The following is a 26,123-nucleotide window of genomic DNA, read 5'->3' as shown; positions in this document are numbered from 1 at the left end:
TTTTAGTAATTTACTAAATTAGTATATTACTAAAAGAGTAAAAAGTAAAGAGCCTTATCAATAAGACTCTTTAAAACGGATGGTTTGCATGCCATTAGGTATATTTATTTTAATTTGGTGGTTCTTTGTCACCTCTACAAGGCCTAAATCCGTCATATAACTCGTAGCAGGTGGTAAACAGTACTCTTCTAAACCTTTCATAACGCCATCTTCCACAACACCCGAAACAAACCAAGCATGTCCCAACCATTTTTCTGCCTCTTGAAATGCTGCACGCCGAATCATATCGCGGATGTCTGTCGAACTCACTTTATTTTTTCCATCTTTTTTAACCGGAACAGCTGTGACCTTTGTCTTTGATTGAGCGCACAAATCGGTCAGTAAATCAATGTCCGATTTCCGACCTTTTCCAAAATTAAATTCCTCGCCCACAATGATATGGGATAAATTAAGCTCCGCTAAATGCTCATATACAAAAATCTCGGGTGTTGTTTCCGCATATTCTGCTGTAAAATCGGTTTCGAAAAGAACATCGACGCCAAAATGTGCTAGCCATCGTTCTTTTTCCATTTTCGGCGTAATCATCTCCCGATACTCAGGCATCTTTTTTAATGCCCATAGCGGATGTGGACTAAAACTAATGACAGATAGCAGCTCATCACTTTGCTGAATACGCTTAGCCTCCCTAAGAATTCGCTGATGGCCTAAGTGTACACCATCAAATTTGCCAATAGACAAAACGGCTTTCCGTTTATCGGGCTCAGGCCCAAGCTTCACAGGATAAATTTCCATTCCCCTCACTCCCCCCACTAACTGTATACGGCAAATAAAAAAAGTACAAATTATAAGCCTAGAATTAAATTTTCAAGCTTTTTAAGCCGTTTTTGGTCAAACTGAAAATCCATTTTTCTAGCGATTTCTTGGTATAGTTCGGAAAATAAAGCGAAAACCTCTTTAGAATCATTTTCTTTAAATAAAAGCTGAATTTTGTTTAGCCAAAAGGGGGATAGCCAGTCATTCATGTGACGGCCTAAAAAAGATGGCGACTTTCCCTCTAAAATCGCGATTTGTTCTAAGAGTGGCAAAAAATAATTTTCTCGAATGCCCGCTTTTAATGCCGCAACAAACCAAAATTCGCCTCTTTTTTGAAATTTTGCCACATAATGCATCTCCAAATAAAATTCATCCACAAGCGTTTGAAATGCTTTTTCATCCATTTGTGTCACTTCGCTCTTTTTTAAAAAAGGAACAAGTTTCTCGCTTAAATTCGCCTTATCCAGCAAAATCAAATACGCATCATAATAAGGAAATGGCTGCTCTAAAAATTCAATTGGCCAGAAAGAAAAATCCACTTTTACGCCGTTTTCAAAAATAACAATTAGCGAGCGCATACCATCTTGAACCGGAAAATCAAGCGGCACTGCAACAAGCACCTCTCCTAGTTCGCTCAACCAGGTAAGATCGTTTGTAAAGTCCATTTCTTTAGAAAACCAAACATTTAAGTCTAAATCCGAATATTTATCCATATACTGCTGTTTGGCAAACGATCCTTCTTGAACCACTAACGAAACATTTTTATGACTGTCAAAATACTGAATTATTTTTGTAATTGTTGGCTTAGATTCAACATATCTACACCTCGTTTATCGTTTTTCGATAAAAATATATTGCTTTTCGTTTTTTTATACGGTATACTATCACTATAAACAGGCCTCTTTACTTTTACAACTATCTTCTTTTAATGAAAGGATGAATATAATGAATACTTTATTTAAATATAGCGGACTAATCTGTATCGCTCTAGGGCTGATTTCATTTGTCGTTTCCCTTATTGTCGGTACAACTATTGATGCAAACGGTATTGTACAAGAACCTGGATTTATTTTCGTTCCAGTCGGACTGCTTTTCATTTATGCAGGCATTTTTTTTAACAATCGTCTACTTGCTCGTCAAATGGATAAAAAAAATGACCAAAAAACCTTCTTCCAATTAGAAGGTTTTTTTGGCTTTTTAGAGCACTTCTTTTATAGCATAAATTTGAGGTTTCCGTGTCTTTTTATTACTTCTACTCTGCCCCTGTTTCATCCATTTACGATTTGGAATTAGTAGACGTAAACCATTTAAGATAACTAAAATCGTACTTCCTTCATGTCCGATAACGCCAAATGGTAAGTTTATCGTTTGAAAAACATTGAGTAGAACTAGACAACAAATCACCGCAATGGAGAAAACGATATTTTGTTTGACAACACGAGAAAGTCTGACAGATAGTTTCCTTGCATAAGCAAGCTTTTCTAAATCATTTTTCATTAACACAATATCCGCCGCTTCCATAGCAATATCTGTGCCCTCACCCATTGCGACTCCGACCGTTGCATGGGCAAGTGCCGGGGCATCATTAATGCCGTCGCCTACCATACATACGCTTCCATACACAGTATTTAAATCTTCCATCACTGCCACCTTATTTTCAGGTAAACAACCCGCTATAACATAATCAATTCCAATTTTCTCCCCAATAGCAAGTGCTGTCGCTTCATTATCACCTGTCACCATAATCGTTTTTAAACCACTCGACTGGAGGGCTGAAATCGTTGTCCTAGCTTCCTCACGTTCAAGATCGATTAAACCAAGGAGAGCGACAACCCGGTCATCTTTCGATACATACACAATCGTTTTCCCCTCTTTGGCTAAATCTTCGGCGTATTCATCTTGGAATGAAGTTGTATTTTCTGCGCCTATAAAATCGGGCTTTCCTACTTTAAAAACATGACCATTGTAATTTGTTTGCACGCCAAAACCAGGTACATCTTCGGTCACAAGTTCAGGTAAGTATGTCGCAGAACGAAGGTCAAGGGCATCTGAAATCGCTTTTGCTAGCGGATGTGTGGAATTTTTTTCGAGCGTATAAACGACATTTTGAATGTCTTCGGCTTCTTTCTCATCTGGCAAAATAAAATCTGTCACAGCTGGCGTCCCTTTTGTTAGCGTTCCAGTTTTATCAAATGCCACTGCATGGACGGCTTTTAGATGTTCAAGGTGGATTCCCCCTTTAAACAAAATACCGTGCCTTGCTCCGTTTGAAATAGCAGCAAGTGTGGCGGGCGTGACGGACGCGACCAGAGCACACGGCGAGGCAACAGTTAAAAGCACCATTGCCCGGTAAAAGGTCTCCATCCATGTCCAACCTAAGGCAAAATGAGGAAGGAAAAGCATGATGGCTACTAGGATTAGAACGGCTTTTACATACTTGTCTTCAAAGCGCTCGATAAACGCAGCTGTTTCAGAAGGTTTATTTTCGGCTTCTTGTACCATGCGAATGATTTGGCTAAACACTGTATCTTCTTCCTTTTTACTTACGGATGCTGTAATAGCGCCAGTTAAATTGACGGTTCCACCAAATACATCTTCGCCTTGCTTCTTTTCTTTTGGCATGGATTCTCCGTTAATGGTTGCCTCATTAATCGTGGTTATACCATTTTTAATTTGGCCATCAATGGGAACACTTTCACCTGGGCGCACTAAAATGAGATCGCCGATTCTGAGGTCGCTTACGGAGACTTCTGTTAACTCTCCTTTTTCCCCTTGTAAAAAGGCTGTTTCAGGTTTCAGTGCCATTAATTTCGTGATTTCACGTCTGCTTTTATTGGTTGTATAGGTTTCGAGAGAGCCGCTTAGTGAAAAAATAAAAATTAAAATGGCCCCTTCAAACCAGTATCCGATGATGGAAGCGCCTGTTGCAGCTAATACCATTAGCAACTCAACGTTTAATTTATGCGTCTTCAGTGTGTCTTTAATGCCTGATTTTGCCTGATCGAAGCCTCCTATTATAAATGCTGTGATGAAAATAATGGCACTGCTTACGCCCGATATTTTCCCATCCAGTTGCCAACCAAGCAGTATGAGTACGCCACTTACAATAGTCGCAATTAGAGCTCCATTTTCACGTATTTTTTGCATTTGACTCATCCTTTCTACTTGAGAATCATTTTCGTTACCCTTAAAAACACGAAAATCTGCTCCCACTATCGTGAGAAACAGATTTACTTTAAAATTATTATTATTTAATTCAACTATATTTTACCATATTTATAGTTCATATTCAATGCAATTGATAATTTTATACGCTAATTGAGAATGATAGTCAGTATCACGAACATTTTGCACAAACTACTGCCCTCAAAAACAATCTAGTGCTATAATACTCGTACAGGGATATTAATTTTTTAAAAAAGTGGGGAATCATAATGAAGTTAGATTTAAGTTTGATTGACTCAAATCTTTTTCATGAATGGCAACTATTTATTTTACTTCGAAAAGATGAAAAATGGTTTACAACGAAAGAAATTCAAACTGAACTGGGGATCAGCTCTTCTTTAACTTTAAAAATAATCAGTCAACTAGAAGAGGATCTTAGTACCTTCTATTCTGGACATGAAATAGTTCTGCAAACGAATAAAGGAAAGGGTTTCCGGCTAAGTATTGAAGGCACAGCCGTAAAAATTCGACAATTCCTTATTTATTTAGTAGAAAATACAATCACTTTTCAACTTTTTTTAGCTCTTCTTGATGAAGATTATCAAAATGCGGAAAGTTTTTCTTTACGTATGTATACAAGTGATGCCACGATAAGGCGCGTTACGAATAAATTGCGTGATGGCCTTAAACCTTATTCTGTTGAAATTACCAAGGGAAATTCGACACTAGTAGGCAAAGAAACACATGTGCGCCTACTGATTAACATTATTTTTTGGAAAATTTACGGCGGGGCGATTTGGCCGTTTGCTACGGTTAACGAAAAACATATTCATAGGCTCGCACAATTTATGATAAACGATACCGATGTTTTACTCACACCCATCCAAATGCGTCAATTGGAATTTTTTATTGCTATTGGAATTATTCGTCGCAGACACGGTCATTTTGTTGAAAAAGAAGATTGGTGGGATACAGTCACACATCGTAATCCTGTATTCGATCGCTTTCAAAAAAAAGTTAGGTCTTGGCCTACTAATACGCTTGAAAAAAATTCGCCTGAAATGATATTTCTTTATTTCATGCTACTTATTCAATCTGAAAATATTTCAACGTTTAAGTTGCTCGAGGAGAACTATATCTTTAATAAAGCCCAAAATACAGCTTTATATCAGTCTACCCATGCATTTTCGAATTCATTATCAGTAGGAACCTTAATACAAGAATTACATCCCGCAATTATTTTTAGTTTTTCCTACCATCTCTTTGCAAAATTATTTCCAGCTTTCACGACGGATTTAAACGGCTACCCGTACTTCAATCGTTTAAATGCCCCAACACCGAATAATTATTTATCCAATACAAAAAAAGTCATCCAGAAATTAATTAAGCATTTATATCGTACAACAAGTGACTCTTTATTTTTATCCGAAACCTATTTAACATCCAAATACGGTTTGCTATTTTTGCACTACCAACTTCATTATGATTTTGAACCTCAAATTAAATTAAAGCTTGCAACTGATTTAACTTATTTCGCCAATAAGCATATCGAAAAGACTATATGTAGCTTTTTCTTAGAATCATTTAATATCGTCTTTTTAGATGATTTTAGTCCAGAAGAACCTGATATTCTCCTCACCAATCTTGATTACGGCGAATATCCGGCGTCGCAAAATACCATTATCATTCAGCGAACCCTATCATCTAGAAATATCAACTATATCGGCCAGCAACTAAGTAAAATTCATGATGAAAAAACGTCTACTTCAAAATAAAAAGGCTGAATTTATCAGCCTTTTTATTTTATGGCAGCACATTTCCCGCTGCACGATAAATTTCATACCATTCTTCGCGCGTTAATTGGATATCTGCTCCTTTGCGGATTCCTGCGATTCGTTCAGGATTCATCGTTCCAAGGACGGTTTGGATTTTAGCTGGATGCCGTAATATCCACGCAACCGCAATTGCTGAGTTTGTCACTTGGTATTTCTCCGCTAACTTATTCACTGCTTGATTTAATTCAGGAAATTTCGGGTTATCCAAGAACACGCCTTCGAAAAATCCGTATTGGAACGGCGACCATGCTTGAATGGTCATGTCGTTTAGCCGACTATATTCTAAAATTCCGCTATCACGAACGACACCAGCATCCACCGTCATATTCACATTCAGCCCCGCATCAATCATGCCCGTGTGCATAATGCTAAATTGTAGCTGATTCGCAATTAAATCTTGCTCCACATTTTTCTTTAAAAGCTCGATTTGCAACGGATTTTGATTACTTACACCAAAATGACGTACTTTCCCACTTTTTTCAAGCTCAGAAAAAGCTTCTGCAACCTCTTCCGGTTCAAAAAGCGTGTCCGGACGATGTAGTAACAGGACATCCAAATACTCCGTACGCAACCGTTTTAAAATCCCGTCAACCGAATTTATAATATGTTCCTTCGAGAAATCAAAGAAACCATTTCGAATTCCACATTTCGATTGCAAAATAATCTTTTCGCGTGTAGCGGCTGTCATTTGAAGCGCCTCTGCAAAAATTTCTTCTGATTTTCCGCCACCATAAATATCCGCGTGATCAAAAAAGTTTAAGTCATTTTCAATTGAGGTTCTAACCACTTTTTCCGCTTTTTCAACCGACAAATCTGCCATTCGCATACAGCCAATCGCAATACTAGGTGCCGCAAGTTTACCGCCAAGTTTTAACTGTTCCAATATATCCACCTCTTTAGTTAAGATACTTTTATTTTACCACTTCATGAAAACGATATCATCTTTTTACAAAAAAACTTGTGAATTCCCTATTACAAACAGCTTGCAGTTGCTTTTTAGAGCGATTTATTATACAATAATTTCTGTTGTGGAGAAATACCCAAGTCCGGCTGAAGGGGACAGACTCGAAATCTGTTAGGCGGGTCTAACTCGCGCCGGGGTTCGAATCCCCGTTTCTCCGTCTGCACAAAAAGCCTTGAGGAATCAAGGCTTTTTATTTTTAAACAAATAAACGAAACACTATTCATTAATCTAATCAAAACCACCCCAAACGACTAGGCTTGGGGTGGTTTATTCTTAAAATAATTATCCCTATTTTGTAATTTCGAGTTATTTATAATAAAATTTTATAGATTTCCATCCATTTTTTCCGAAGGTTTTGTCCCGATAATAAGGAAAGATACGATTACAAAAATATTCGCAATAATTAAAAGTAAAAAAAGAATGTCAGCAATTGGTGGGAGGAAACTGACGATGATATAAGCAGTAATCAGTGTTCTTTTATAGCCTTTTCCGACATTTGCATCATTACAACGGCGCACAATTAGCGGAATAATTAGAATAAGCTCAAACACACTAAGAGAAATAAGAATGATTAGTGATTCTTCCATAAATAGGCCTAATGTTCTCCCTATTGCATAGTACAAAATAAAATTGCACCAGAACTCCATTCTACTTGCTCTTCCCTTGAAATTTGCAAAATTAACCCAAAATGATTGTAATACTTTAAAAAATGTCATGTTGTTAGCCCCTTTGTTGTGTTTTAGAATTCTTATTATAACTGAAAGAGATACAAGTAGCAATATTGTATCAAGTTGCCAAGCGATTAATTAGTGAACTCGTAGATAGAAATAAGCATTTACTGCTAATTATAAGTCAAGTTTTGTAAAGTTTTTCCACCAACAGCCAAGATTCCTATTTTACAATCGCAAAAAATTAGCAGGCACTATTTATGCCTGCTAATTTTTTAATTCCGAATCATATAATCAAACGCGCCTAGTGCAGCTGTCGCACCTGAGCCCATTGAAATAATGATTTGTTTATAAGCACTGTCCGTACAATCACCAGCCGCAAACACACCTGGTACATTTGTTGCACCGTGCTTATCGACAATAATCTCGCCCATTTTTGTGCGTTCTACCGTGCCTTCTAACCATTCTGTATTGGGTGCTAAACCGATTAAAATAAAGACGCCCTCTACATCAATATGCGTTTCTTCATTTGTTTCACGGTCCACATAAGTCACACCGTTTACTTTACTATCACCCGTAATTTCTTTCGTTTGAACGTTTTTAAGCACCGTGACATTTGGCAAGGAATATAGGCGTTTTTGTAGCACTTGATCTGCTTTTAATTCTGGCATAAACTCGAGCACTGTTACATGCTTAACGATTCCCGCAAGATCAATTGCAGCCTCAATCCCAGAATTACCACCGCCGACTACAGCGACTTTTTTTCCTTCAAAAAGAGGACCATCGCAGTGCGGACAGTAAGCGACACCTTTATTTTTAAACTCTGATTCGCCGGGAACGCCAATATTACGCCATCTAGCGCCCGTTGAAATGATTGCCGTTTTACTCGTCAAAACAGCACCATTTTCAAGCGTTACTTCAACTTGTTCATTTTTCGTAAGACTAGCTACGCGTACGGATTTCATCACGTCCACATCATATTCGTTCACGTGTTCCTCCACTTGCGCCATCAGTTTCGGACCTTCCGTATATTTTGTTCCAATAACATTTTCGATGCCTAAAGTCTCTAACACTTGGCCACCAAAAGTTTCGGCTACGATACCCGTTCGAATGCCTTTCCTAGCCGCATAAATCGCTGCGCTAGCACCCGCCGGTCCACCGCCAATAACGAGCACATCAAACGGTTTTTTGTCCTCAAATTCAGAAGCGTCAACGGCTCCAGCAATTTTAGTTACAATTTGTTCGATGGTCATTCGGCCATTTCCAAATGGCTCGCCGTTTACAAAAACTGTCGGAACAGCCATAATGTTTTTCGCTTCCACCTCATCTTTAAACATACCGCCTTCAATCATCGTGTGGCTAATATTCGGGTTTAAAATACTCATAATATTGAGCGCCTGTACGACATCCGGGCAGTTGTGGCAAGTTAGGCTTACATAGGATTCAAAATGAAACGTTCCGCTAATCTTTTTAATTTGCGAAATAATTTTTTCATCGACCTTTGGCGAACGACCGCTCACTTGTAAAATAGCTAAAACAAATGAAGTGAATTCGTGACCAAGTGGAATTCCGGCAAAAACAATTCCCATGTCCTCATTTACACGTTCTACACTGAAACTAGGCGTTTTTGCGAGATTTCCTTTTTCCATGTGGATTTTAGGCGACATTGCAGCAATTTCTGTTACAAATTCTGCCAGCTTATTTGAGTTCTCATCTGATGCGACACTTACTTTTAAAACAATATCTTGCTCAAGTAATTCCAGGTAACCCGCTAGCTGTTCTTTGATTTCTTTTTCTAAAGCCATCTTTAGATTTTCCCTACAAGATCAAGACTTGGCTTAAGCGTCTCAGCGCCTTCTTTCCATTTGGCTGGGCAAACTTCGCCTGGATTATTGCGTACATATTGACCTGCACGAATTTTATCGATTAAAGTACTAGCGTCGCGACCAATACCATCTGCGTTGATTTCAACGGTTTGAACAATGCCGTCTGGGTCAATAATAAATGTGCCGCGATTTGCTAAGCCCTCTTCCTCATCAAGCACATCGAAAATGCGTGAAATATTGTGGGATGGATCGCCAATCATTATGTACTCAATTTTACTAATCGCGTCTGAAGAATCGTGCCACGCTTTATGTGTAAAGTGGGTATCTGTTGAAACAGAATAAACTTCTACATCTAAATCTTGAAGCGTTTTATATTGGTCTTGTAAATCCTCAAGCTCTGTTGGGCAAACAAAAGTGAAATCTGCTGGATAAAAGCATACGACACTCCATTTTCCTTTAAAGTTTTCAGATGATACATCGATAAATTCACCTTGATGGAAAGCTTTTGCTGTAAACTCTTCAATTTCTTTTCCAATTAATGACATATAAATTCCTCCTAAAAGCTTTAATTCGTGACTACTCACACTTAAATTATCATCTGATTTTAAGAAGATGTCAACAGTAAATAATAATATTTATAAACTAAAAATAAATACAAACTGAACATTCTTTCCTCTTTTATTGCTAAAAAAGTTGATATAAAGCGATGTTCAGTTTGTGAAAACAGAGTCAATATTTGTGATAATTTTTTCATTTATCAATTAGCCAACTATTTTTCTCTATCAATTCGTGCCTTTGGATGTTTATCTTCAACTAAATTTAATTGTATGCCATGTTCTAAATAAGCTTTTAAGCCACTTAAGACGAGCGTATAGCCTTCTGTGCTATCCACGATTTCGCTAAGCTGATCAAATTCGCCATTTTCAATTTTAACAATCGTTTCTGTTTCTGAATAACTTTCAAATGCAAAAATAGTTTCCTTTAAGTTTGAATCGCGAATATGAATACGGTTATTAGGAATGATTTCTAAAACTGAAATCTCATCTGAAACACCATACATTTCCCATTCCCAAGTTATTTCCTCCCCCTCAACTAACTTTCCAGAGCTTTTTGTAAACCAAAATTTTGTTGTTGATTTCCGGATTAATAAAGGCTTCAAAAACAGCATCGACAGATTTTTTAATTAACAGACTTACATTTGTTTTCATCCTAACCCCTCCTTTTTTTATTGTAATAAAATCTATTCTCCTTCACAACTTTAACTCTCGCTCGGTGAGATTTTTATAAAAATCGGCTTCATGTGAAACTAAAAGAACTGTGCCTGAATAAGTTTGAAGCGCCTCCTTTAAAGCCTTTTTGGCAAGAGCATCTAAGTGGTTAGTTGGCTCATCTAAAATTAAGAAATTGGTTTCTAAAAGAAGCAATTCTGTTAACTTCACCTTGGCTTGTTCACCGCCACTCAGCGTTTCAATCGGACGGTCAACAAATTCGGCACGAATACCACTACGAGCTAGAATTTGCCGCACTTCTTTCACACTTTTTGTCTTAAACTTATTTTGAATATATTGAAGGGGCGTCATCTCTTTCGCATCAAAAACTAAATCTTGCTCAAAATAACCGATATGCACATTTTTAGCGAAGTGAATCTCCCCTCCTAAGGCCTTTATTTCACCTAAAATGGTTTTCAGAAGGGTGGATTTCCCAATACCATTAAATCCCGTAATGACAAACTTCTCACCAGCGTGCACACGAAAATTCAGTTTTGGTAGCAGAGGTTTTTCATAGCCGACCAAAAGGTCAGATACGACTAAACTTTCCCCACTCACTAAATCGTTTTTTTCTTTAAATTGAAAGCGAGGTTTTTCGTGAAATGTGGGAGGAGCTATCCTTTCGAGACGATCCAATTGCTTTTGCCGTCCCCTCGCCATTTTTGAATTAACCCCTGCTTTATTTTTGCGAATGTAAGCTTCTGTTTCCGAAATTTTTCTTTGTTGTTTTGTATATTCACGTGAATAGGACTCTTGTAAATGCGCTTTTTGCTTTAGGAACGCTTTATAACTTCCTGTATATTTTTTAATCGTCCCAAATTCAACATCTAAAATATGTGTGGTGACATGATCTAAAAAAGTTTCGTCATGCGACACCAGAATAAATGCGCCCTTTGAATTTTTGAGTACATTTCCTAGCCAGTCAATATGAAAGGTATCTAAAAAGTTAGTCGGTTCATCTAAAATAAGCACATCTGGTTCCTCTAAAAGCAACTTAGCTAAAATCACTTTTGCACGTTGACCACCACTTAAATTTTTAACAAGCTGGTCTAAACCAAATTCATCAATCCCAAGTCCTTTCGTTACTTCTGTAATTTTGCGATCAATACCGTAAAAATCAAACTGTAATAACTCTTCTTGAATTTTCGAAGCTTTTAAAATCGCCTCACTGTCTCCACTTGCATAGAGCTCGTTCATCTTCTCCTCTTCTTCAAAAAGGGACTGAAAAGCTAGCTTTAAATACGCCAAAATGGAATAATCCCCGTTTATTTCTGCATATTGATCTAAATGCCCGACTTGTATGCCGGACTGCCATTTTATAGCTCCATCATCTGGTAGAAGCGTACCTAATAAAATTTGTAAAAGCGTACTTTTACCTGCTCCATTACGCCCCACAACCCCAACATGTTCTCCTTTATAAATATTAAATTCTGCTCCTTTATAAAGCATACGGTCTGGAAAACTTTGTGTTAAATTTTTCACTTCTAAAATACTCATTTTAATCTCCTCTTTCAGCCAAAATAAAAAACAGGAAGCATTTTCGTTCGCCTCCTGTTTCGTTTCAAACAAAAGGCCAAAGACAAACGCAATTGTCTTTGGCCTTTTAATCCATTTTCAGTCAGTGCCGGGAAAAGGGCAACACAAATAAGCCATCTTAAATGTGATGATGCCAACTTTTACCGACAAGGATTTTCAAATTTTTTAGCCTCTACACAATGCCCTGTCTTCTTCATTTGTGCAGAGGAAATCTTTTCTACGAATGGTACGATAATTCTCAATTTCAACACTTCCTGTTCATTAGCAGAATATACCATATTTGAATTTATGTCAACTACGTTTCAAACAAAAAGAAAACAGGTATAAGAACGTTAACTTTGAAAGAAAGGGGAATTTTTATGTGGCTATATGAAAAATCTGTAGCAGAACGCATCGTTTCTGCGCCAGTTGAAAAAGTTTGGAATCTACTGGCTTATAGAAGTAATGTTTCTTGGCGAACAGATATCGTACGAATGCAAACTGAACCTTCCTCAAATAAAATAACTGAATTTTATTCAAACGGACAACAATTAGATTTTTATAGAATTGACGAAAAAACCAATCAATATCGCATCTATAAAATTAAACATCGCTTTTTTAGCGGCTACATTTTTGAAGAATATAAAGCAACGAACGAAAATAAAACGCGTGTAGTAATCACAGAGAAGATTCGGATGAATAACGATTTTCTAGGCGTTGTATCGAGACTCACTTTAACTCTAAAACAAGGGCAGGAAGTTTATTTACGTGATATTGAATTATGTTTAACACGCTAGCTTTTCGTTTCCCTAACTTTTGTGTATACTAAAATTAAAAAAAGGGGCTGAAAATTTTGATTTCACTTCGCTATATGGAACTAGATGATGCCACCGAATTGCTTGCACTTGAAGAACGTAATCGTGAGTTTTTCCAAAACTATACAGGACTTAGAAAAGATGAGTTTTATACATTAGAGGGGCAAAAAAATCGGATTATTCAGGCAAAATTAAGTTCTGAAAATGACCACGCGTATTCGTATGTTATTGAAGAAAAAGCGACTGGTTCCATCGTTGGTATTATTGCATTAACAGGCGTTTTACGTCATAGCTTACAAAGTGCTTGGGTCGGTTATTTTTTAGACCGTGAAGTCAATGGACGAGGCTATATGACGGAGGCCGTAAAACAAGTGGTTGCTATTGCTTTTTCTAAATTAAATTTACACAGACTTGAAGCAGGTGTTATGCCACATAACCTACGGAGCATGCGTGTTTTAGAAAAAGCTGGTTTTGAAAAAGAAGGTATCGCGCGGAAAAATGTCAAAATAAATGGAAAATGGGAAGATCACATGACCCTTTCTATTATTAACCCAGAAGATTGTTAAAGCCAAGGCGAGTACCACCTTGGCTTTAGAATTAGGATGGATGTTTCTTTTTTGCCTCATAGTAACCTAATTTAAAGAAATCGTACCATTCTAAAATTTCGGCTTTTGGAAATGCATCCATGGCAAGCATGACCTCTTTACCAAATTCAAAAATTGCGGAGCCATTTGCTGTCACAATTGAGCCATCACGAACCGCTTGCTTCGCTTCAAAATACTTTTCACCTGTATAAAGCGGAACCTCTTGCAACTCTTCCAGAAAATTAGCCGTATGTTTCACTTCGTTTAAAATGCCATGGGAGCCTATAAAATAAGCGGCGTCACAAATCGCTCCCAAAACAGCATTTCGGCTAATCGCATAATGAACCAGTTCCATTACATCTTCACTTTCTTTTTTTCGCCAAGAATTCCCACCAATTAAAATCAGGGCGGAAAAATCGGTTGGCACCTCATTTAATGCATAATCTGGAAGGACTGTAATTCCACCAATTGATTTAATGGGCTCTTTTTTAAGCGATACAGTTTCCACTAAATAACGTTTAGCCTGGCCATTTTCCGGCTCCTCATTTAAAGCAGCTGCAAGGGAGGCTAGTTCCCAATCAGCGAATTCCTCGAGCAATACAAATAGAACTTTTTCCAAAGAAAACCCTCCTTTTTTCTAAAAAAACAGCCTAGTTCCCATTATAAGAAACCAAGCTGTTCTTCATTTATTCATCTGATAACTTATCTTTTGCTTCGCCAACTTTTTCATTTACTGTACCTTTTGCTTTTTGTGCTTTACCTTCACCTTGTTTGGCTTTATCTCCCGTAAGCTTACCATATGAATCTTTTGCTTCTCCGACGACTTTATCTTTAGCACCTTTTAATATGTCGGAAAGTCCTTTATCTTCAGTCATGTAAAATTCCTCCTAACAAAATTGTCTTCTTTATTAGTGTTCCACAACGAGAAATTTTTAAACAAAAAGTAGCGCATACGGGATGGATTTTTTAAATTGTATCAAAGTTTTCAATCACTTTATTTTCTTCAGCTGCTTTAAAAATCGCTTCAATTAAAGTTAAAACACGGTACACTTCCTCGTTTTTCACAATTGGAGTCGCCTGTTTTAAAATAACATCCGCAAAGTTATTATATAAACTAGTCTCCATTTCGAGCGGAGCAGGGAGAGCGCGCGTTTCAGTCGCCTCTTCAGAAGGGGGCGCCATCGTTTTTGTGAGCCCTTGTCCTGCTTGAATTGGAGTCGGCTGCGAGTTATGCAGGTTTTCAGTCGCAATAACAACCTCCCCGCTTAAATCCCAGTCACGAATGACCGCCGTTCCGTTTGTTCCAAGCACATACCAGCGCGGTAGCTTAATGAAATTAGTCGTCCCAACTTCAATATGCGCGGTAACCCCGTTTTCAAACGTAATCGTACTTACAAAACCGTCATCAACTTCGTCCCCTAGGATAAAACTTAGGTTGGCAGATACATGCTTTATTTTCGAATCAACCATAAACAATAATTGATCGAGCAAATGAACGCCCCAATCAAGAACCATACCGCCGCCCTGCGCTTTTAAATGGCGCCAGTCACCTGGAATACCATTTGCACCTTGCACACGCGATTCAATGCGGTAAACATCCCCAATTGATTTTTCTTGAATCATCCGTTTTACAATCAAGAAATCTTGATCATAACGCCTATTTTGATGTACCATAAACGTCCGACCCGTTTTCTCTGCAACAGCTAAAATTTCTTTTAACTCCGTTGTATTTAAAGTAACAGGCTTTTCACATAACACATGCTTTCCGGATTCAAGCGCCCGAATGACTAATTTTTTATGCACGTCGTTTGGCGTAGCAATTAAAACCGCATCCACTGATTCATCCGCCAAAACTTCCTGATAACTACGGTAAACCCGCAATCCTTTTTCACGAATTTTTTCATGTACTTTTTCATCAATATCAAATGCACCAACAGGGACAACATGCTCACTCATCTTAGCCAGCTCCACATGATAAGATCCCATGCCACCAAAACCAATAATGACTAAATTCACTTTTTCCATTAGGCCCACCACATATCTTGCGGCACGTCACGAATTAAAATAGATTGTAAATTCGTAACCGCTCGCTTGAACCCTTCATCTATCGACATTAATGGATCCTCATGCTCAATACTCACCACATAATCATAGCCATATGTGCGAAGTGCACTCATCATATCCGACCATTCCGCTAAACTATGACCACAACCCACTGAACGGAAAGTCCACGCACGCGTTTTAACTTCCCCATAAGGTTGCATGTCTAAAAGACCGTATAGATTCATATTATCTTGGTCTAAATAGGTGTCTTTCGCATGGAAATGATGAATTGCACCGGCTTCGCCTAAAATTTTAATCGCGCCAACCGGATCAATTCCCTGCCACCAAAGATGGCTTGGGTCAAGGTTGACACCAATTGCGTCATTTGTCATCTCACGCAACTTTAAAATCGTATATGGTGTGTGACACAAAAAGCCGCCATGTAATTCAATACCAATTTTAATCCCGTGCCCCTCCGCAAGTTCGCCAATTTCTTTCCAATACGGAACTAATTTCTCTTCCCATTGCCAAGTTTTCATATCACTATAAACAGTTGGCCACGGAATGACAGGCCAGTTTGGCGCAGTCGCTTCGTCTGAATTCCCCGCAGTTCCCGAAAAGGTATTCACAACCGGCACACCTAAAAGTGCCGCAAGCTTTATCGTCTTCCGTAAAATAGTATCTGCCGCTTCTCGTTCTTCCTTCACTGGCGAGATTGGATTATCGTGACAGCTAAGCGCGCTAATTTGAATGCCGCGCTCTTTAAATTTCGCCAAATATGCTGTACGTGCTTCTTCACTTTCTAAAAGCTCGTCTGTTGGGCAGTGATGATTACCAGGATTTCCTCCTGTTCCAATTTCCACCGCATCAAGTCCACTTTTCGCTACTTTATCAAGCATTTCGTCTAAACTTAAATCCGCAAATAATGGTGTAAAAACGCCTAATTTCATTTTTCATTACTCCCTTCAATCGCATAAAATGGTTTTTGATTCCCATAAACCGGATAGGTCTTTCGATTTTCTGAACACCATTTGACACCATTTATAATGACTTTTTGAACCCATTCATTGTAATAGGTTGGATAAGATTCATGCCCAGGCTGGAAGTAAAAAATTCGCCCGTTGCCTCGCTTATACGTAATGCCACTTCTAAACACATTACCGCCTTCAAACCAGCTTAAGAACACAGTCTCATCGGGCGCAGGGATATCAAAATGTTCCCCGTACATCTCCTCTTTTAAAAGCTCAAATGACTCGGGAATCCCTTCAGCAATCGGATGTGTCGGATCCACTACAAAAAGTCGTTCACGCTCATCCGCCTCGCGCCATTTCAAATCACAACTCGTTCCCATAAGGCGCATAAAAATTTTCGACATATGCCCAGAATGAAGCACAACAAGCCCCATACCTCGCAAAACATGCTTTTGGACACGTGACACAATCTCTTCATCCACCGCATCATGCGCCATATGCCCCCACCAAATCAAACAATCGGTCTTGGCTAAAACTTCTTCCGTAAGACCATGTTCAGCTTCATCCAGTGTGGCTGTTTGCGCCTCATATCCCGCTTCCTTTAAAAATGATGCGATTTGCATATGAATTCCGTCCGGATAAATATTTCTTACCACTTCATTTTCTTTTTCATGGCGAAATTCGTTCCAAACTGTTACTTGTATCATTTTGCAACCATCCCTTCAAGGCTCAAAAAGCCCATTTTAACACTTTCTAATGGTTCAAATTTCTGAAAGGCTTCCTGTTCTATAATAAGCCATTCCGTTCCATTTTCACGTGCTGCATGTATAAAGCTTTGGATATCTAAATTGCCACTTCCGATTTCAGTGCTCTCGTCTCCTAAACGATCTTTTAGGTGAATAAGGGGCATTCTGTTTTTATATTTTTTCATATATTCCGGCGCCGACGCACCAGCAAATTCCGCCCAATACGTATCTAGTTCGAGCGATACATGTGGTGCTTTTTTTAGCAGAAAATCTAAAATATATTCGTCTTTAATGGTTCTAAATTCATGAGCATGATTGTGATAACTAAACGTCATTCCCGCCTCTACCACTTTTTCCGCAATTCGTTCAAACTTGTGCGCTAATTCTACCCATTCCGCCTCCGATTTGAAATCCGCGTAAGGGCATACAATATGACGATTTCCGAGTGTCTTTTCGTATTTTATAACGGCATCTAAATCTGAAAGTAAACGCTCAAGCGGAATGTGCGAACCAGCTACTTCCAAATTAAGCTCCTCTAACTTCGCCTTTAAATCTGGCGCCTGAACATCATAGTAGCCTGCAAATTCCACACCGTCATAGCCTATTTTAGCAACTTCTTCAAGCGTTCCGAAAAAATCGCGTTCCGAAGCTTCTTTGACACTCCACATTTGTAGACCGATTTTTTGATTCACCATTCATCCCCGCTTTCTATTTAAAAAATACCGGTTGTCCTGTTTTGGCTGACTCATAAATACCTTCTAAAATTTGCGTCACAACAAGTGCCTGTTCTGGCATCACAACTGGATCCCTGTCCTCCTGAATCGCTTCTATCCAAGACTGCGCTTCTAAAACAGCAGGATCCTCGCCAGTCCCGTCATAGAAATCCACGCCACCAGTTTCAAGGTCAATTTTTTTCTCAAAGGTTAATCCGTGTGCCTCTCCGTTAATCCGAAGACCATCATCCATATCCGCGCCGCCTAAAGTTCCAGAAAGTACCGTTTTAGCTTCTCCAACATCAAGCGTATTCAGTGCCCAACTTGCTTCAAGGACAATGGTTGCACCGTTTTCCATCGTAATAAAACCAAACGCCGAATCTTCCACAGTAAATTTTGACGGATCCCAGGCTCCCCAAGCATTCGCCGCATTTTCATTTCCAGAAAGTTTGTGATAACTATTTCCAACGACATATTTCGGTTTATAGTTGTCCATCATCCAAAGTGTTAAATCTAACGCATGGGTTCCAATATCAATAAGCGGACCGCCGCCTTGCGCTTCCTCATCTAAAAACACGCCCCAAGTTGGAACTGCACGGCGTCTTATGGCCTTCGCTTTTGCATAATAAATATCGCCAAGTTCTCCGTCTTCGCAAACCGTATGTAGGTAACGCGAGTCTTTGCGGAAGCGATTTTGATAACCAATTGTTAACTTTTTCCCCGTCTCCTTTGCTGCGTCAATCATCGCTTGAGCTTCCTTTGCCGTTTTAGCCATCGGTTTCTCGCACATAACATGATTACCTGCACGAAGAGCCGCAATGCTAATTTCTGCATGCGAAATATTTGGTGTACAAACATGAATCACATCAATATCTTCATTTTTCAAAAGCTCTTTATAATCTGTGTATACGCTTGCATTTTGAGTCCCGAAATCACGTTTAGCATCGTTTGCACGCTCCAAAATAATATCACAAAAAGCAACCATTTGAACGCCTTCCACTTGTTTCAAGCTTGGCATATGTTTACCGTTTGCAATACCACCACAACCAATAATTCCAATCTTCATAAAAAATCCCCCATTCGTTTTATATAGGCTAATCATACAAAACAAATGAGAGAAATTCTTCCTATTTTATTGTCCGATTCTTCTCGTATATTGTCTTCCTAAATTTAAGCGGTGCAATTCCCATCGCGCGTTTAAACGCATGATGAAAAGTTTTAACACTACTAAACCCTGTCATTTCAGCAACTTCCGTAATAGGAAACTCTTCATTCATTAAAATCCACTTCGCTTTATTTAAACGATAATCATTTAAAAAAGTAACAAATGTCATCCCTGTATTACGTTTAAAAAACTTCGTGAAATAGTAGGTGCTAAAACCCGTCAAATCAGCCATTTCTTGCAAATTAATGGGCTCTTTATAACGTTTTTCAATATAGGAGAAAATTTCATCTAGTGTCTCTAATGTTTCTTGCGATTTTAAAACGGCCTCATCACGTAAAATATTCTCTCCAGTAGCCGCATTTTTAGGGACTTCCCGATATAATAAAACGAGCATCTCTAACATTTTGGCCTTTGTCGCATATTCAAATCCGCTTTGTTTATTTTGCTCCTCTTCGTGAATCGTTAAGATAAGTTCGCGCATCTTCGAACGAATCGCATCGTCCCAATTACGACTAGAGCTTACGCATGTTTGAAACAAACGTCTTAAATCAGCTTGTTCATTTGACTTTTTATCTTGTTGAAAAAAAGCGAGGTCAAACTGAATCACAATACGTTCGCTGTTTGGCGAGGCCAAAAAATAATGCACATCCCCGCCATTAATGATTTGAATTTCTCCTGCATTCATTTGAATGGGAACATCGTTGACACCTAAATTCAAGCTGCCACGGAGAACATAAATCATTTCAATTTCCTTATGCCAGTGCGGATATACAAGTACTTCCCCGTCATTTGTAAAAGTACGAAATGGAAAATTTTTATCTAAGTTTGGAATTTCAAGATAATTACCCACTATTTGCGTCTCCTTTTATCTTAGGCTTCCTCTTCATTTTACTATACAAACAAAGCAAATGCCATGCGAAGTCTGCATGGCATTTTGAGTTAACCTAAATCTTGTCCTGTTAGTAAAATATAACTTAAAAGGAAAATATTGAGCGCTACAATGATAAACGTAGCTGTCCAAGCGACCACTTTTACCAGCTTACTATTCGCGAATTCTCCCATTTTCTTTTTACTGCTTGTAAATAAAACGAGTGGGACGACAGCAAATGGCAGTTGCAAGCTTAAAATAACTTGACTCCAAAGTAGCAATGAACCTGTTCCTTTTTCGCCCGCTAAAAGCGTTACGATAAATACTGGAATGACTGCAAGAAGTCGTGTAATCACCCGTCTTATCCACGGTTTCATACGAAGGTGAATAAAACCCTCCATGACAATTTGGCCACTTAAAGTACCCGTTATAGTTGAATTTTGCCCAGAAGCAAGGAGCGCCACCGCAAATAGCGTGCTCGCAATCCCCATTCCAAGCGTCGGACCAAGTAGTTCATAGGCACCCTCAATTTCTGTCACATGAAGCCCCGTACCGTGAAATGCAGCAGCACCAAGAATAAGGATCATCGAATTAATAACGAACGCAATAGTTAGGGAAAAAGTGGAGTCAATCTTGGCAAATTTAACTGCCTCTTTCTTCCCTTCCTTACTCCGGTCATAACGCCTAGTTTGCACAAGTGAAGAATGCAAATATAAATTATGCGGCATCACCGTCGCGCCTAAAATCCCAAGTGCAATAAAAAGCATCGCCGGATTTGTAGCAATTTCTTTTTTAGGAATGTACCCTTCCATTAACTGCGCCATATTAGGATGAGATGCCACCACTTCAAAACCAAAAATAAGTAAAATCGTTGTCATTAAAACAATGACGATTGATTCAATAATGCGGAACCCTTTTTTCTGTAATAAAAGAAGCAGTAAAACATCCAGCGTCGTAATCGCCACACCGAGAAGAAGTGGGATGCCAAACAATAAATTTAACGCTATGGCAGAGCCAATGACCTCCGCAATATCCGTTGCAATAATGGCCAGTTCCGTTAAAATCCACAACACAACAGATGTCTTTTTCCCGACTGCCGCTCTTGTCGCTTGAGCTAAATCCATACCTGTTACTATTCCAAGCTTCGCAGATAGACTCTGTAAAAGCATCGCAATTAAATTTGAAATTAAAATAACACTAAGTAATGTGTATCCAAAACGCGCCCCGCCTGCAATTGAAGTCGCCCAGTTACCAGGATCAACATATCCAACTGCAACAAGCGATCCCGGACCCATAAAAGCTAGCAATTTTTTCATAAAACTAGCATTTTTCGGAATAGGAATCGAACGATGTACTTCTTCAAGGCTAACACTATGCGTTTTTTGAATCCATGCACCCTTTTTTTTCTTTTTTTATTTTATGATTAGTTCCTCTGACTCCATAGGTCTGCCTTCTTTCTATATATCTGATAATTATATTTTGCACTAAGGAAACTTTTTTGTCAAGAGGAAAGTTTTTTATTTTATTTTTCTTACGCTAACAACAAAAAAAGCCTTTTAAAATAACAGATTTAGTGTCATTTTTAAAAGGCTTTTCTATAAATTAAAGCTTGCTTAAGCGAACTGGCTTTGTCTTGTTAAACTGAATCACCAAGTCTACTAAAGCAATTAGCCATAACGATAGAAAACTTATTTCTACTGGAAGAGCCGTAAATTCATTCATTAGAAAAGCGATCACAAGCAGCAAGACAAGTATGGAATCTTTCCAAAAAGAAAATTCAATTTCTCTTTTTTGATGGTAAACGAAAACAACTTGTTTAGCGATGAAAAATACAGCTACTGCGCCATAACTAAATAACAAAAGAATGCTTTTTTCTAGATGTCCTGCAAACAATAAATGTATATTGGCAGCTAAAATCATAATCGAAACAATAATGAAGTAATGACCATAAAGTAATACTTGTCCGTTTGTTTCTTTTTTTTGGTCTATGATGTGTTCAAAACTGTGAAAGTAAGACATAAAGAGGGTGGCAATTAGGCCGAAACTGATTATCGTATAGCCAAGTACGTTTAAATCTTTCGTATGCCCCACTAGCAGGCTGGTAATTGCGACGATACTTTCTCCAAAAGTAATAATCACAAATAGGCCAAAACGTTCCGCCAGATGAGGCAAATCTACAGGCACTTTTTTCAGGCGGCGCGTGAGCAGAAGTGGCAAAATAATATCTAGCAAAATCCCTGCATACATGACGCTATAGCGGACGGGACTTTCAAAAAAAAGAGAACTTAGGGATAGAAGTATGCCAAGTAAAAAAATCGTCCCAAGTAGCCTCGAAATTTGCCTTGCATCCCCCGAGAGCTTTTTACTTACAATAAAATATTGGCAAACTGTAACAAGCCTGATTCCCGCATAACCAATAATAAAGGTATAAAAGGTGTTACTAAATTCCAAATCAAAGCTCGCTGTCATTAAAATCAGAAAAAACATCTGGCTTAACATGTAAATTTCTGGTTTTTTTATTTTCTCACCGTAACGATTGAAAAACATGGTTTGACCAATCCAAGCCCAAAACATAGGCGTTACCATTAACAAGTATTCTAAAAAATAAAATGCGACTTGCCTAGGATATTCATCAATTTCTAAAAGAAGGTGGGTCGTACTCGAAACTGCCGTGACAAAAACTAAATCAAAAAAGAGCTCAAGCCATGACACTTTTCGCTCTTTTTTCAAATCTAAAACATTCATTTACGGTTGGCTTCCACTTCTTGATACTCTTTTTTTCGAGCAAACTCCGCTTTTGCAAACGGACAAAGTGGAATAATTTTTTTGTTTTCTGCTCTCGCTTTCGAAACGGCATGTGCAACTAACTCACTCGCAATTCCTTGGCCGCGCATATTGTCATCCACACCCGTGTGGTCAATAATAAACATGGATTCCCCAACATCTGTAAATGTAATTTCGCCAACTTCTATGCCTTCATCATTCACCGCATAAATTCGATTTTCACCATTTTTAAATTCCATGAGCCCCACTCCTTATTTTTCAATTTCGTCTTCATCATGCACAATATATTTCAGCGCGCCACTCGGACACGTATTAATAACGCGAATAACTTCTTCTTTTGACACATTATCCGGTAAGATCCATGGCTTTCTATCTAAATTAAAGAGTTCACCATTTCCACGAACACAATTCCCAGAATGCTCACAAATCGACGCATTAAAATACACATCTACTTTTTCTCCGTGATATTTGCGGTAGCCATTTTCAAGTAATTCATGTTCATTCATCTTACATTCCTCCTAATTAAAATATGGATTCGTCGCTTTTTCAAAACCGATAGTAGAAGATTCACGGTGCCCCGGGTAAATAATCGTCTCATCCGGCAAACTAAACAGCTCCGTTTGGATGCTCTCCAGTAAAGTTTCCGTACTTCCCGTGTAAAGATCCGTCCTTCCAATACTGCCTTTAAAAAGTGCATCACCAACAATGGCAAAATCATCAAAAATAAAACTCACACTACCAATCGAATGCCCTGGCGTCGGTACGACTTTAAATTTAATACCTGAAAAATCATAATCTCGCATCTCTAGTTCAAATTCCGCGGGACGCGCTTTAATCACAGCAAAACCGTAATCCCTTAACATCACTGAACCATTATGTTCGGGATTAGAAAGCCACTCCTGCTCAAGAGGACTAACATAAACAGGAATCTGATAACGATCGCGAATCGCATCAAGCGCCCCAATATGATCATAATGCGTATGGGTTAATAAAATCGCTACTGGCTTTGCGCCTGTCTCCTCAATCATTTTCTCAATTCGCTCCGGCTCACTTCCAGGATCAACCACAAGCAGTGTCTTCCCGTCATGAACAACATACGTATTTTCTTCAACTGGACCAGTTACAATATGTTCAACATTTAGCATGCTAGCTCACACCTTCATCATAAATTCTAGCTCCATTATAACGCAAGAAACAAAACAACGCGAGCCCTCGAATTTGAAATTCAAGCACAGCTATACTAAAATATGGGGAGAAACCTAAGAGGAGGAAATAAAATGACAAATATGCTACATACGTGTATCCGCGTGCAACATTTAGATAAATCACTTGATTTTTACACAAAGGCTTTTGATTTAAAAGAAACACGCCGTAAAGATTTCCCTGAACATGAATTTACACTGGTTTACCTTGCTTTTCAGGAGGGCGGCTTTGAACTCGAGCTTACTTACAATTATGATAAAAAAGAGCCCTATAATATCGGCGATGGCTATGGCCACCTAGCTGTTGGTGTAGACGATTTAAAAGCCTCCCATCAAAAACATGTGGAAGCAGGCTACACAGTTACAGATTTAAAAGGTCTCCCAGGTAGCGACCCAACCTATTATTTCATCACCGATCCAGACGGCTACAAAACAGAAGTAATCCAAAACCGCTAATAAAAAAGCGCCTTGTAGGCGCTTTTAGCTTGTAGAAAAACTCAAAGATTACGCAAAACAAAACGCTTCTCACCAAAATCAGACTGCTGACAAATGGTGAGATTCTAGGCAGTGCCGAGTAGCGGAGCGGAGCGTACTTGAGTACGTGAGCACCGGAACGGAGGCGCTAACAACGAAGATTGCCGTTTGTCAGCAGTCTGAAAGCGCCTTGTAGGCGCTTTTTTATTCATCAAAATATACAATCATATAGTTCCGTCCGCGTTCCTGATCATACCCTTGAACAAAATCATCTTCATTTAAGTTTTCCAAGTCTTTAATCGTAAGCGTCATATTTCGCCCTAACTTAAGCGTCTTTCTTACTTTTTTAGAAAACTTTTCCGCTTTTTCCTCATCCACCTGAAATTCTTTTGGCATTCTGAAATTATTTTCTTGCTCAAAATTCTCAACAATCGTTTTAAATTCCGCCTGTTGCACTGGATTTTCAATCGTTTTTTCTGTAAAAGCATCCACATCAAGCATTTCTGATGATTGCATATACTCACTTGTCGCCTTTACAAAACTCGCTTTTTCCATGAGAGAATCTTCTTTTTGCTTAATATAATCCGTACAAATATGGACAAAACTTTCTGTATAAAATTTCTCATCCGCCGTTTTCTCAATCGCTAAAAAGCGATCTTTCCAGTATATCGAATCATTTTTTGAAAGTCGGCTCAAAACTAGTACTTTAAACCCCTCTTCACGTGCATCATTAAATATAAAGCATCCTTTATCAAGATCCGTTCCTGTAACACCAGTATCATAGCTAATCGTAAAATTATTTCCGCTAAAATCATTTTTGACATAAACTTCTTTATTTTCTACTTTAAAAATACCAATTGCATTCGTGAAATTTCCATCCACAACGCAGCCTTCCAATTCAAAAATCCACACATCTCCACTTTTAATATTAGGATGTGTCGATTCACTATATAAATGCTTTACAATTGACTCCGTATCTTCTAAAAAATGCATATCATCCGTAAAAATATTATTGGAATACGTATACACTTCATTAAAATCTAAACTTGTCTCATGTGTAAAATGAAAAAAATCATCATCTTGAAAACCATCACAAAAAATCGAGATAAGCGTTCGGTTTAAATCCTCCGAAATATCCGTCAAGCCATTTTTCGCTATCTCATAGCCTTCTTCTTGCGCTTTATTCCCAACAAAATGCACAACAAGTTGCTTTACTTTTGCATATGTAAAATCCACCATTTTATTCACACTCCAATCTTTCCAACTATTAGCATACCTGACAAACTAAAAATTTGCTATACTAAACTAAAAAAGGAGTTTTTAAAATGGCTTCAAAAGCATTTATTGATAGTGTTTATTCTGTTATAAAACGCATTCCTAAAGGAAAAGTCACCACTTATGGCCAAATCGCCTATATGATTCAGCATCCTAAAAATGCCCGTCTTGTTGGTAATGTTTTAAAGCACACAGACCGCACATTAAATTTGCCTTGCCACCGTGTTGTAAATTCAGCAGGACGAACAGTCCCTGGATGGCCAGAACAAATCACACTACTCCAACAAGAACAGGTACCCTTCAAAAAAAACGGTTGTGTCGACTTAAAACAAATCTTTTTGGCAAGGCTAGAAATGCTTCTCAAGCTCTACTAAACGAACCACCTGATTCATTATTTGATTTTTGCAAMMAAAACGAGCTGCTTTTTTT

29 protein-coding genes and 1 tRNA gene are annotated in these 26,123 nt (G+C 38.4%); 7 read left to right on the top strand and 23 right to left on the bottom strand.

Features of this window, described 5'->3' with window-relative positions:
* Positions 1-57 precede the first annotated feature (57 nt).
* Positions 58-792, bottom strand: a complete 735-nt coding sequence (locus LFLEISCH_RS05270; protein WP_007473775.1) for an FAD synthetase family protein — start codon at positions 790-792, stop codon at positions 58-60.
* A 50-nt stretch (positions 793-842) separates the two neighbouring features.
* Entirely contained in the window at positions 843-1,562 is a 720-nt protein-coding gene (locus tag LFLEISCH_RS05265) for an aminoglycoside 6-adenylyltransferase (RefSeq protein ID WP_241432875.1), read from the bottom strand.
* Positions 1,563-1,749: 187 nt separating this feature from the next.
* Between LFLEISCH_RS05265 and LFLEISCH_RS16465 the strand changes: the two genes are divergently transcribed.
* Positions 1,750-2,106: a DUF3955 domain-containing protein gene (locus LFLEISCH_RS16465; RefSeq protein ID WP_077907956.1), complete on the top strand. Its 357-nt coding sequence runs from the start codon at positions 1,750-1,752 to the stop codon at positions 2,104-2,106.
* Here LFLEISCH_RS16465 and LFLEISCH_RS05260 read toward each other — a convergent pair.
* Positions 2,011-3,960, bottom strand: coding sequence for a heavy metal translocating P-type ATPase (locus LFLEISCH_RS05260; protein WP_007473773.1), 1,950 nt, complete (start codon positions 3,958-3,960; stop codon positions 2,011-2,013). The two genes, LFLEISCH_RS16465 and LFLEISCH_RS05260, sit on opposite strands and share 96 nt — an antisense overlap.
* 287 nt (positions 3,961-4,247) lie before the next feature.
* Here LFLEISCH_RS05260 and LFLEISCH_RS05255 point away from each other — a divergent pair, with 287 nt between their 5' ends.
* The gene (locus LFLEISCH_RS05255) at positions 4,248-5,753 is read left to right on the top strand and encodes a helix-turn-helix domain-containing protein (protein ID WP_007473772.1); all 1,506 of its coding nucleotides are present in this window, start codon (positions 4,248-4,250) and stop codon (positions 5,751-5,753) included.
* Positions 5,754-5,781: 28 nt separating this feature from the next.
* On the opposite strand, the gene LFLEISCH_RS05250 is transcribed toward LFLEISCH_RS05255, so the two are convergent.
* A complete protein-coding gene (locus LFLEISCH_RS05250; protein WP_007473771.1) occupies positions 5,782-6,696 on the bottom strand; it encodes an aldo/keto reductase in 915 nt (304 codons plus the stop codon).
* Positions 6,697-6,843: 147 nt separating this feature from the next.
* Here LFLEISCH_RS05250 and LFLEISCH_RS05245 point away from each other — a divergent pair.
* Positions 6,844-6,934: transfer RNA gene (locus tag LFLEISCH_RS05245), tRNA-Ser, on the top strand.
* A 166-nt stretch (positions 6,935-7,100) separates the two neighbouring features.
* Here the strand turns inward: LFLEISCH_RS05245 and LFLEISCH_RS05240 are convergent.
* The 5 genes from LFLEISCH_RS05240 to LFLEISCH_RS05220 all read right to left on the bottom strand — a co-directional run bounded on the left by LFLEISCH_RS05240 (position 7,101) and on the right by LFLEISCH_RS05220 (position 12,036).
* On the bottom strand, positions 7,101-7,493 hold the full coding sequence (locus tag LFLEISCH_RS05240; protein WP_051057288.1) for a DUF805 domain-containing protein: 393 nt from the start codon (positions 7,491-7,493) through the stop codon (positions 7,101-7,103).
* Positions 7,494-7,720: 227 nt separating this feature from the next.
* A complete protein-coding gene (ahpF, locus tag LFLEISCH_RS05235; RefSeq protein ID WP_007473767.1) occupies positions 7,721-9,250 on the bottom strand; it encodes an alkyl hydroperoxide reductase subunit F in 1,530 nt (509 codons plus the stop codon).
* 2 nt (positions 9,251-9,252) lie between these two features.
* Positions 9,253-9,816: an alkyl hydroperoxide reductase subunit C gene (ahpC, locus tag LFLEISCH_RS05230; protein ID WP_007473765.1), complete on the bottom strand. Its 564-nt coding sequence runs from the start codon at positions 9,814-9,816 to the stop codon at positions 9,253-9,255.
* 224 nt (positions 9,817-10,040) lie between these two features.
* On the bottom strand, positions 10,041-10,331 hold the full coding sequence (locus tag LFLEISCH_RS05225) for an SRPBCC family protein (protein WP_007473764.1): 291 nt from the start codon (positions 10,329-10,331) through the stop codon (positions 10,041-10,043).
* 190 nt (positions 10,332-10,521) lie between these two features.
* Positions 10,522-12,036, bottom strand: coding sequence for an ABC-F family ATP-binding cassette domain-containing protein (locus LFLEISCH_RS05220; protein ID WP_007473761.1), 1,515 nt, complete (start codon positions 12,034-12,036; stop codon positions 10,522-10,524).
* Between the two features lie 398 nt (positions 12,037-12,434).
* Here LFLEISCH_RS05220 and LFLEISCH_RS05215 point away from each other — a divergent pair, with 398 nt between their 5' ends.
* Positions 12,435-12,851: an SRPBCC family protein gene (locus LFLEISCH_RS05215; protein ID WP_007473758.1), complete on the top strand. Its 417-nt coding sequence runs from the start codon at positions 12,435-12,437 to the stop codon at positions 12,849-12,851.
* 56 nt (positions 12,852-12,907) lie between these two features.
* Complete coding sequence (locus LFLEISCH_RS05210; protein WP_007473756.1) at positions 12,908-13,435, top strand: GNAT family N-acetyltransferase; 528 nt, start codon at positions 12,908-12,910, stop codon at positions 13,433-13,435.
* Positions 13,436-13,466: 31 nt separating this feature from the next.
* On the opposite strand, the gene LFLEISCH_RS05205 is transcribed toward LFLEISCH_RS05210, so the two are convergent.
* The 13 genes from LFLEISCH_RS05205 to LFLEISCH_RS05145 form a co-directional block, all read right to left on the bottom strand.
* A complete protein-coding gene (locus LFLEISCH_RS05205; RefSeq protein ID WP_007473755.1) occupies positions 13,467-14,072 on the bottom strand; it encodes a DJ-1/PfpI family protein in 606 nt (201 codons plus the stop codon).
* 67 nt (positions 14,073-14,139) lie between these two features.
* Complete coding sequence (locus LFLEISCH_RS05200; protein ID WP_007473754.1) at positions 14,140-14,328, bottom strand: CsbD family protein; 189 nt, start codon at positions 14,326-14,328, stop codon at positions 14,140-14,142.
* Between the two features lie 91 nt (positions 14,329-14,419).
* Positions 14,420-15,478: a Gfo/Idh/MocA family protein gene (locus LFLEISCH_RS05195; RefSeq protein ID WP_007473753.1), complete on the bottom strand. Its 1,059-nt coding sequence runs from the start codon at positions 15,476-15,478 to the stop codon at positions 14,420-14,422.
* Positions 15,478-16,446: a sugar phosphate isomerase/epimerase family protein gene (locus LFLEISCH_RS05190; RefSeq protein ID WP_007473749.1), complete on the bottom strand. Its 969-nt coding sequence runs from the start codon at positions 16,444-16,446 to the stop codon at positions 15,478-15,480. Before LFLEISCH_RS05190 ends, LFLEISCH_RS05195 begins: the two co-directional genes overlap by 1 nt.
* Positions 16,443-17,174, bottom strand: a complete 732-nt coding sequence (locus tag LFLEISCH_RS05185; protein WP_007473746.1) for a ThuA domain-containing protein — start codon at positions 17,172-17,174, stop codon at positions 16,443-16,445. Before LFLEISCH_RS05185 ends, LFLEISCH_RS05190 begins: the two co-directional genes overlap by 4 nt.
* Positions 17,171-17,905 carry a sugar phosphate isomerase/epimerase family protein gene (locus tag LFLEISCH_RS05180; protein WP_223196466.1) on the bottom strand — a complete coding sequence of 245 codons (735 nt, stop codon included), beginning with the start codon at positions 17,903-17,905 and terminating at the stop codon, positions 17,171-17,173. Before LFLEISCH_RS05180 ends, LFLEISCH_RS05185 begins: the two co-directional genes overlap by 4 nt.
* Before the next feature lie 16 nt (positions 17,906-17,921).
* Entirely contained in the window at positions 17,922-18,992 is a 1,071-nt protein-coding gene (locus tag LFLEISCH_RS05175) for a Gfo/Idh/MocA family protein (protein ID WP_040504772.1), read from the bottom strand.
* A gap of 61 nt (positions 18,993-19,053) precedes the next feature.
* Entirely contained in the window at positions 19,054-19,941 is an 888-nt protein-coding gene (locus LFLEISCH_RS05170; RefSeq protein WP_007473742.1) for an AraC family transcriptional regulator, read from the bottom strand.
* 89 nt (positions 19,942-20,030) lie between these two features.
* Positions 20,031-21,347 (bottom strand): Nramp family divalent metal transporter, encoded by a 1,317-nt coding sequence (locus LFLEISCH_RS05165; RefSeq protein ID WP_051057287.1) that lies wholly within the window; start codon positions 21,345-21,347, stop codon positions 20,031-20,033.
* 214 nt (positions 21,348-21,561) lie between these two features.
* A complete protein-coding gene (locus tag LFLEISCH_RS05160) occupies positions 21,562-22,704 on the bottom strand; it encodes a low temperature requirement protein A (protein WP_007473740.1) in 1,143 nt (380 codons plus the stop codon).
* Entirely contained in the window at positions 22,701-22,982 is a 282-nt protein-coding gene (locus LFLEISCH_RS05155) for a GNAT family N-acetyltransferase (RefSeq protein ID WP_007473739.1), read from the bottom strand. Before LFLEISCH_RS05155 ends, LFLEISCH_RS05160 begins: the two co-directional genes overlap by 4 nt.
* A 12-nt stretch (positions 22,983-22,994) precedes the next feature.
* Positions 22,995-23,249, bottom strand: coding sequence for a (4Fe-4S)-binding protein (locus tag LFLEISCH_RS05150; protein WP_007473737.1), 255 nt, complete (start codon positions 23,247-23,249; stop codon positions 22,995-22,997).
* A 12-nt stretch (positions 23,250-23,261) separates the two neighbouring features.
* A complete protein-coding gene (locus tag LFLEISCH_RS05145; RefSeq protein WP_007473734.1) occupies positions 23,262-23,888 on the bottom strand; it encodes an MBL fold metallo-hydrolase in 627 nt (208 codons plus the stop codon).
* Positions 23,889-24,020: 132 nt separating this feature from the next.
* On the opposite strand from LFLEISCH_RS05145, the gene gloA reads away from it, so the two are divergent.
* Positions 24,021-24,401 (top strand): lactoylglutathione lyase, encoded by a 381-nt coding sequence (gene gloA / locus LFLEISCH_RS05140; RefSeq protein WP_007473732.1) that lies wholly within the window; start codon positions 24,021-24,023, stop codon positions 24,399-24,401.
* Positions 24,402-24,623: 222 nt separating this feature from the next.
* On the opposite strand, the gene LFLEISCH_RS05135 is transcribed toward gloA, so the two are convergent.
* Positions 24,624-25,658, bottom strand: a complete 1,035-nt coding sequence (locus tag LFLEISCH_RS05135; RefSeq protein ID WP_007473729.1) for a nucleoid-associated protein — start codon at positions 25,656-25,658, stop codon at positions 24,624-24,626.
* A gap of 86 nt (positions 25,659-25,744) precedes the next feature.
* Here LFLEISCH_RS05135 and LFLEISCH_RS05130 point away from each other — a divergent pair, with 86 nt between their 5' ends.
* Positions 25,745-26,068, top strand: a complete 324-nt coding sequence (locus tag LFLEISCH_RS05130) for an MGMT family protein (protein ID WP_007473728.1) — start codon at positions 25,745-25,747, stop codon at positions 26,066-26,068.
* Positions 26,069-26,123: the final 55 nt, after the last annotated feature.

It is taken from the genome of Listeria fleischmannii subsp. fleischmannii LU2006-1 (assembly GCF_000344175.1).
Lineage (GTDB): Bacteria > Bacillota > Bacilli > Lactobacillales > Listeriaceae > Listeria > Listeria fleischmannii.
This window is presented reverse-complemented; position numbering and strand designations above follow the sequence as displayed.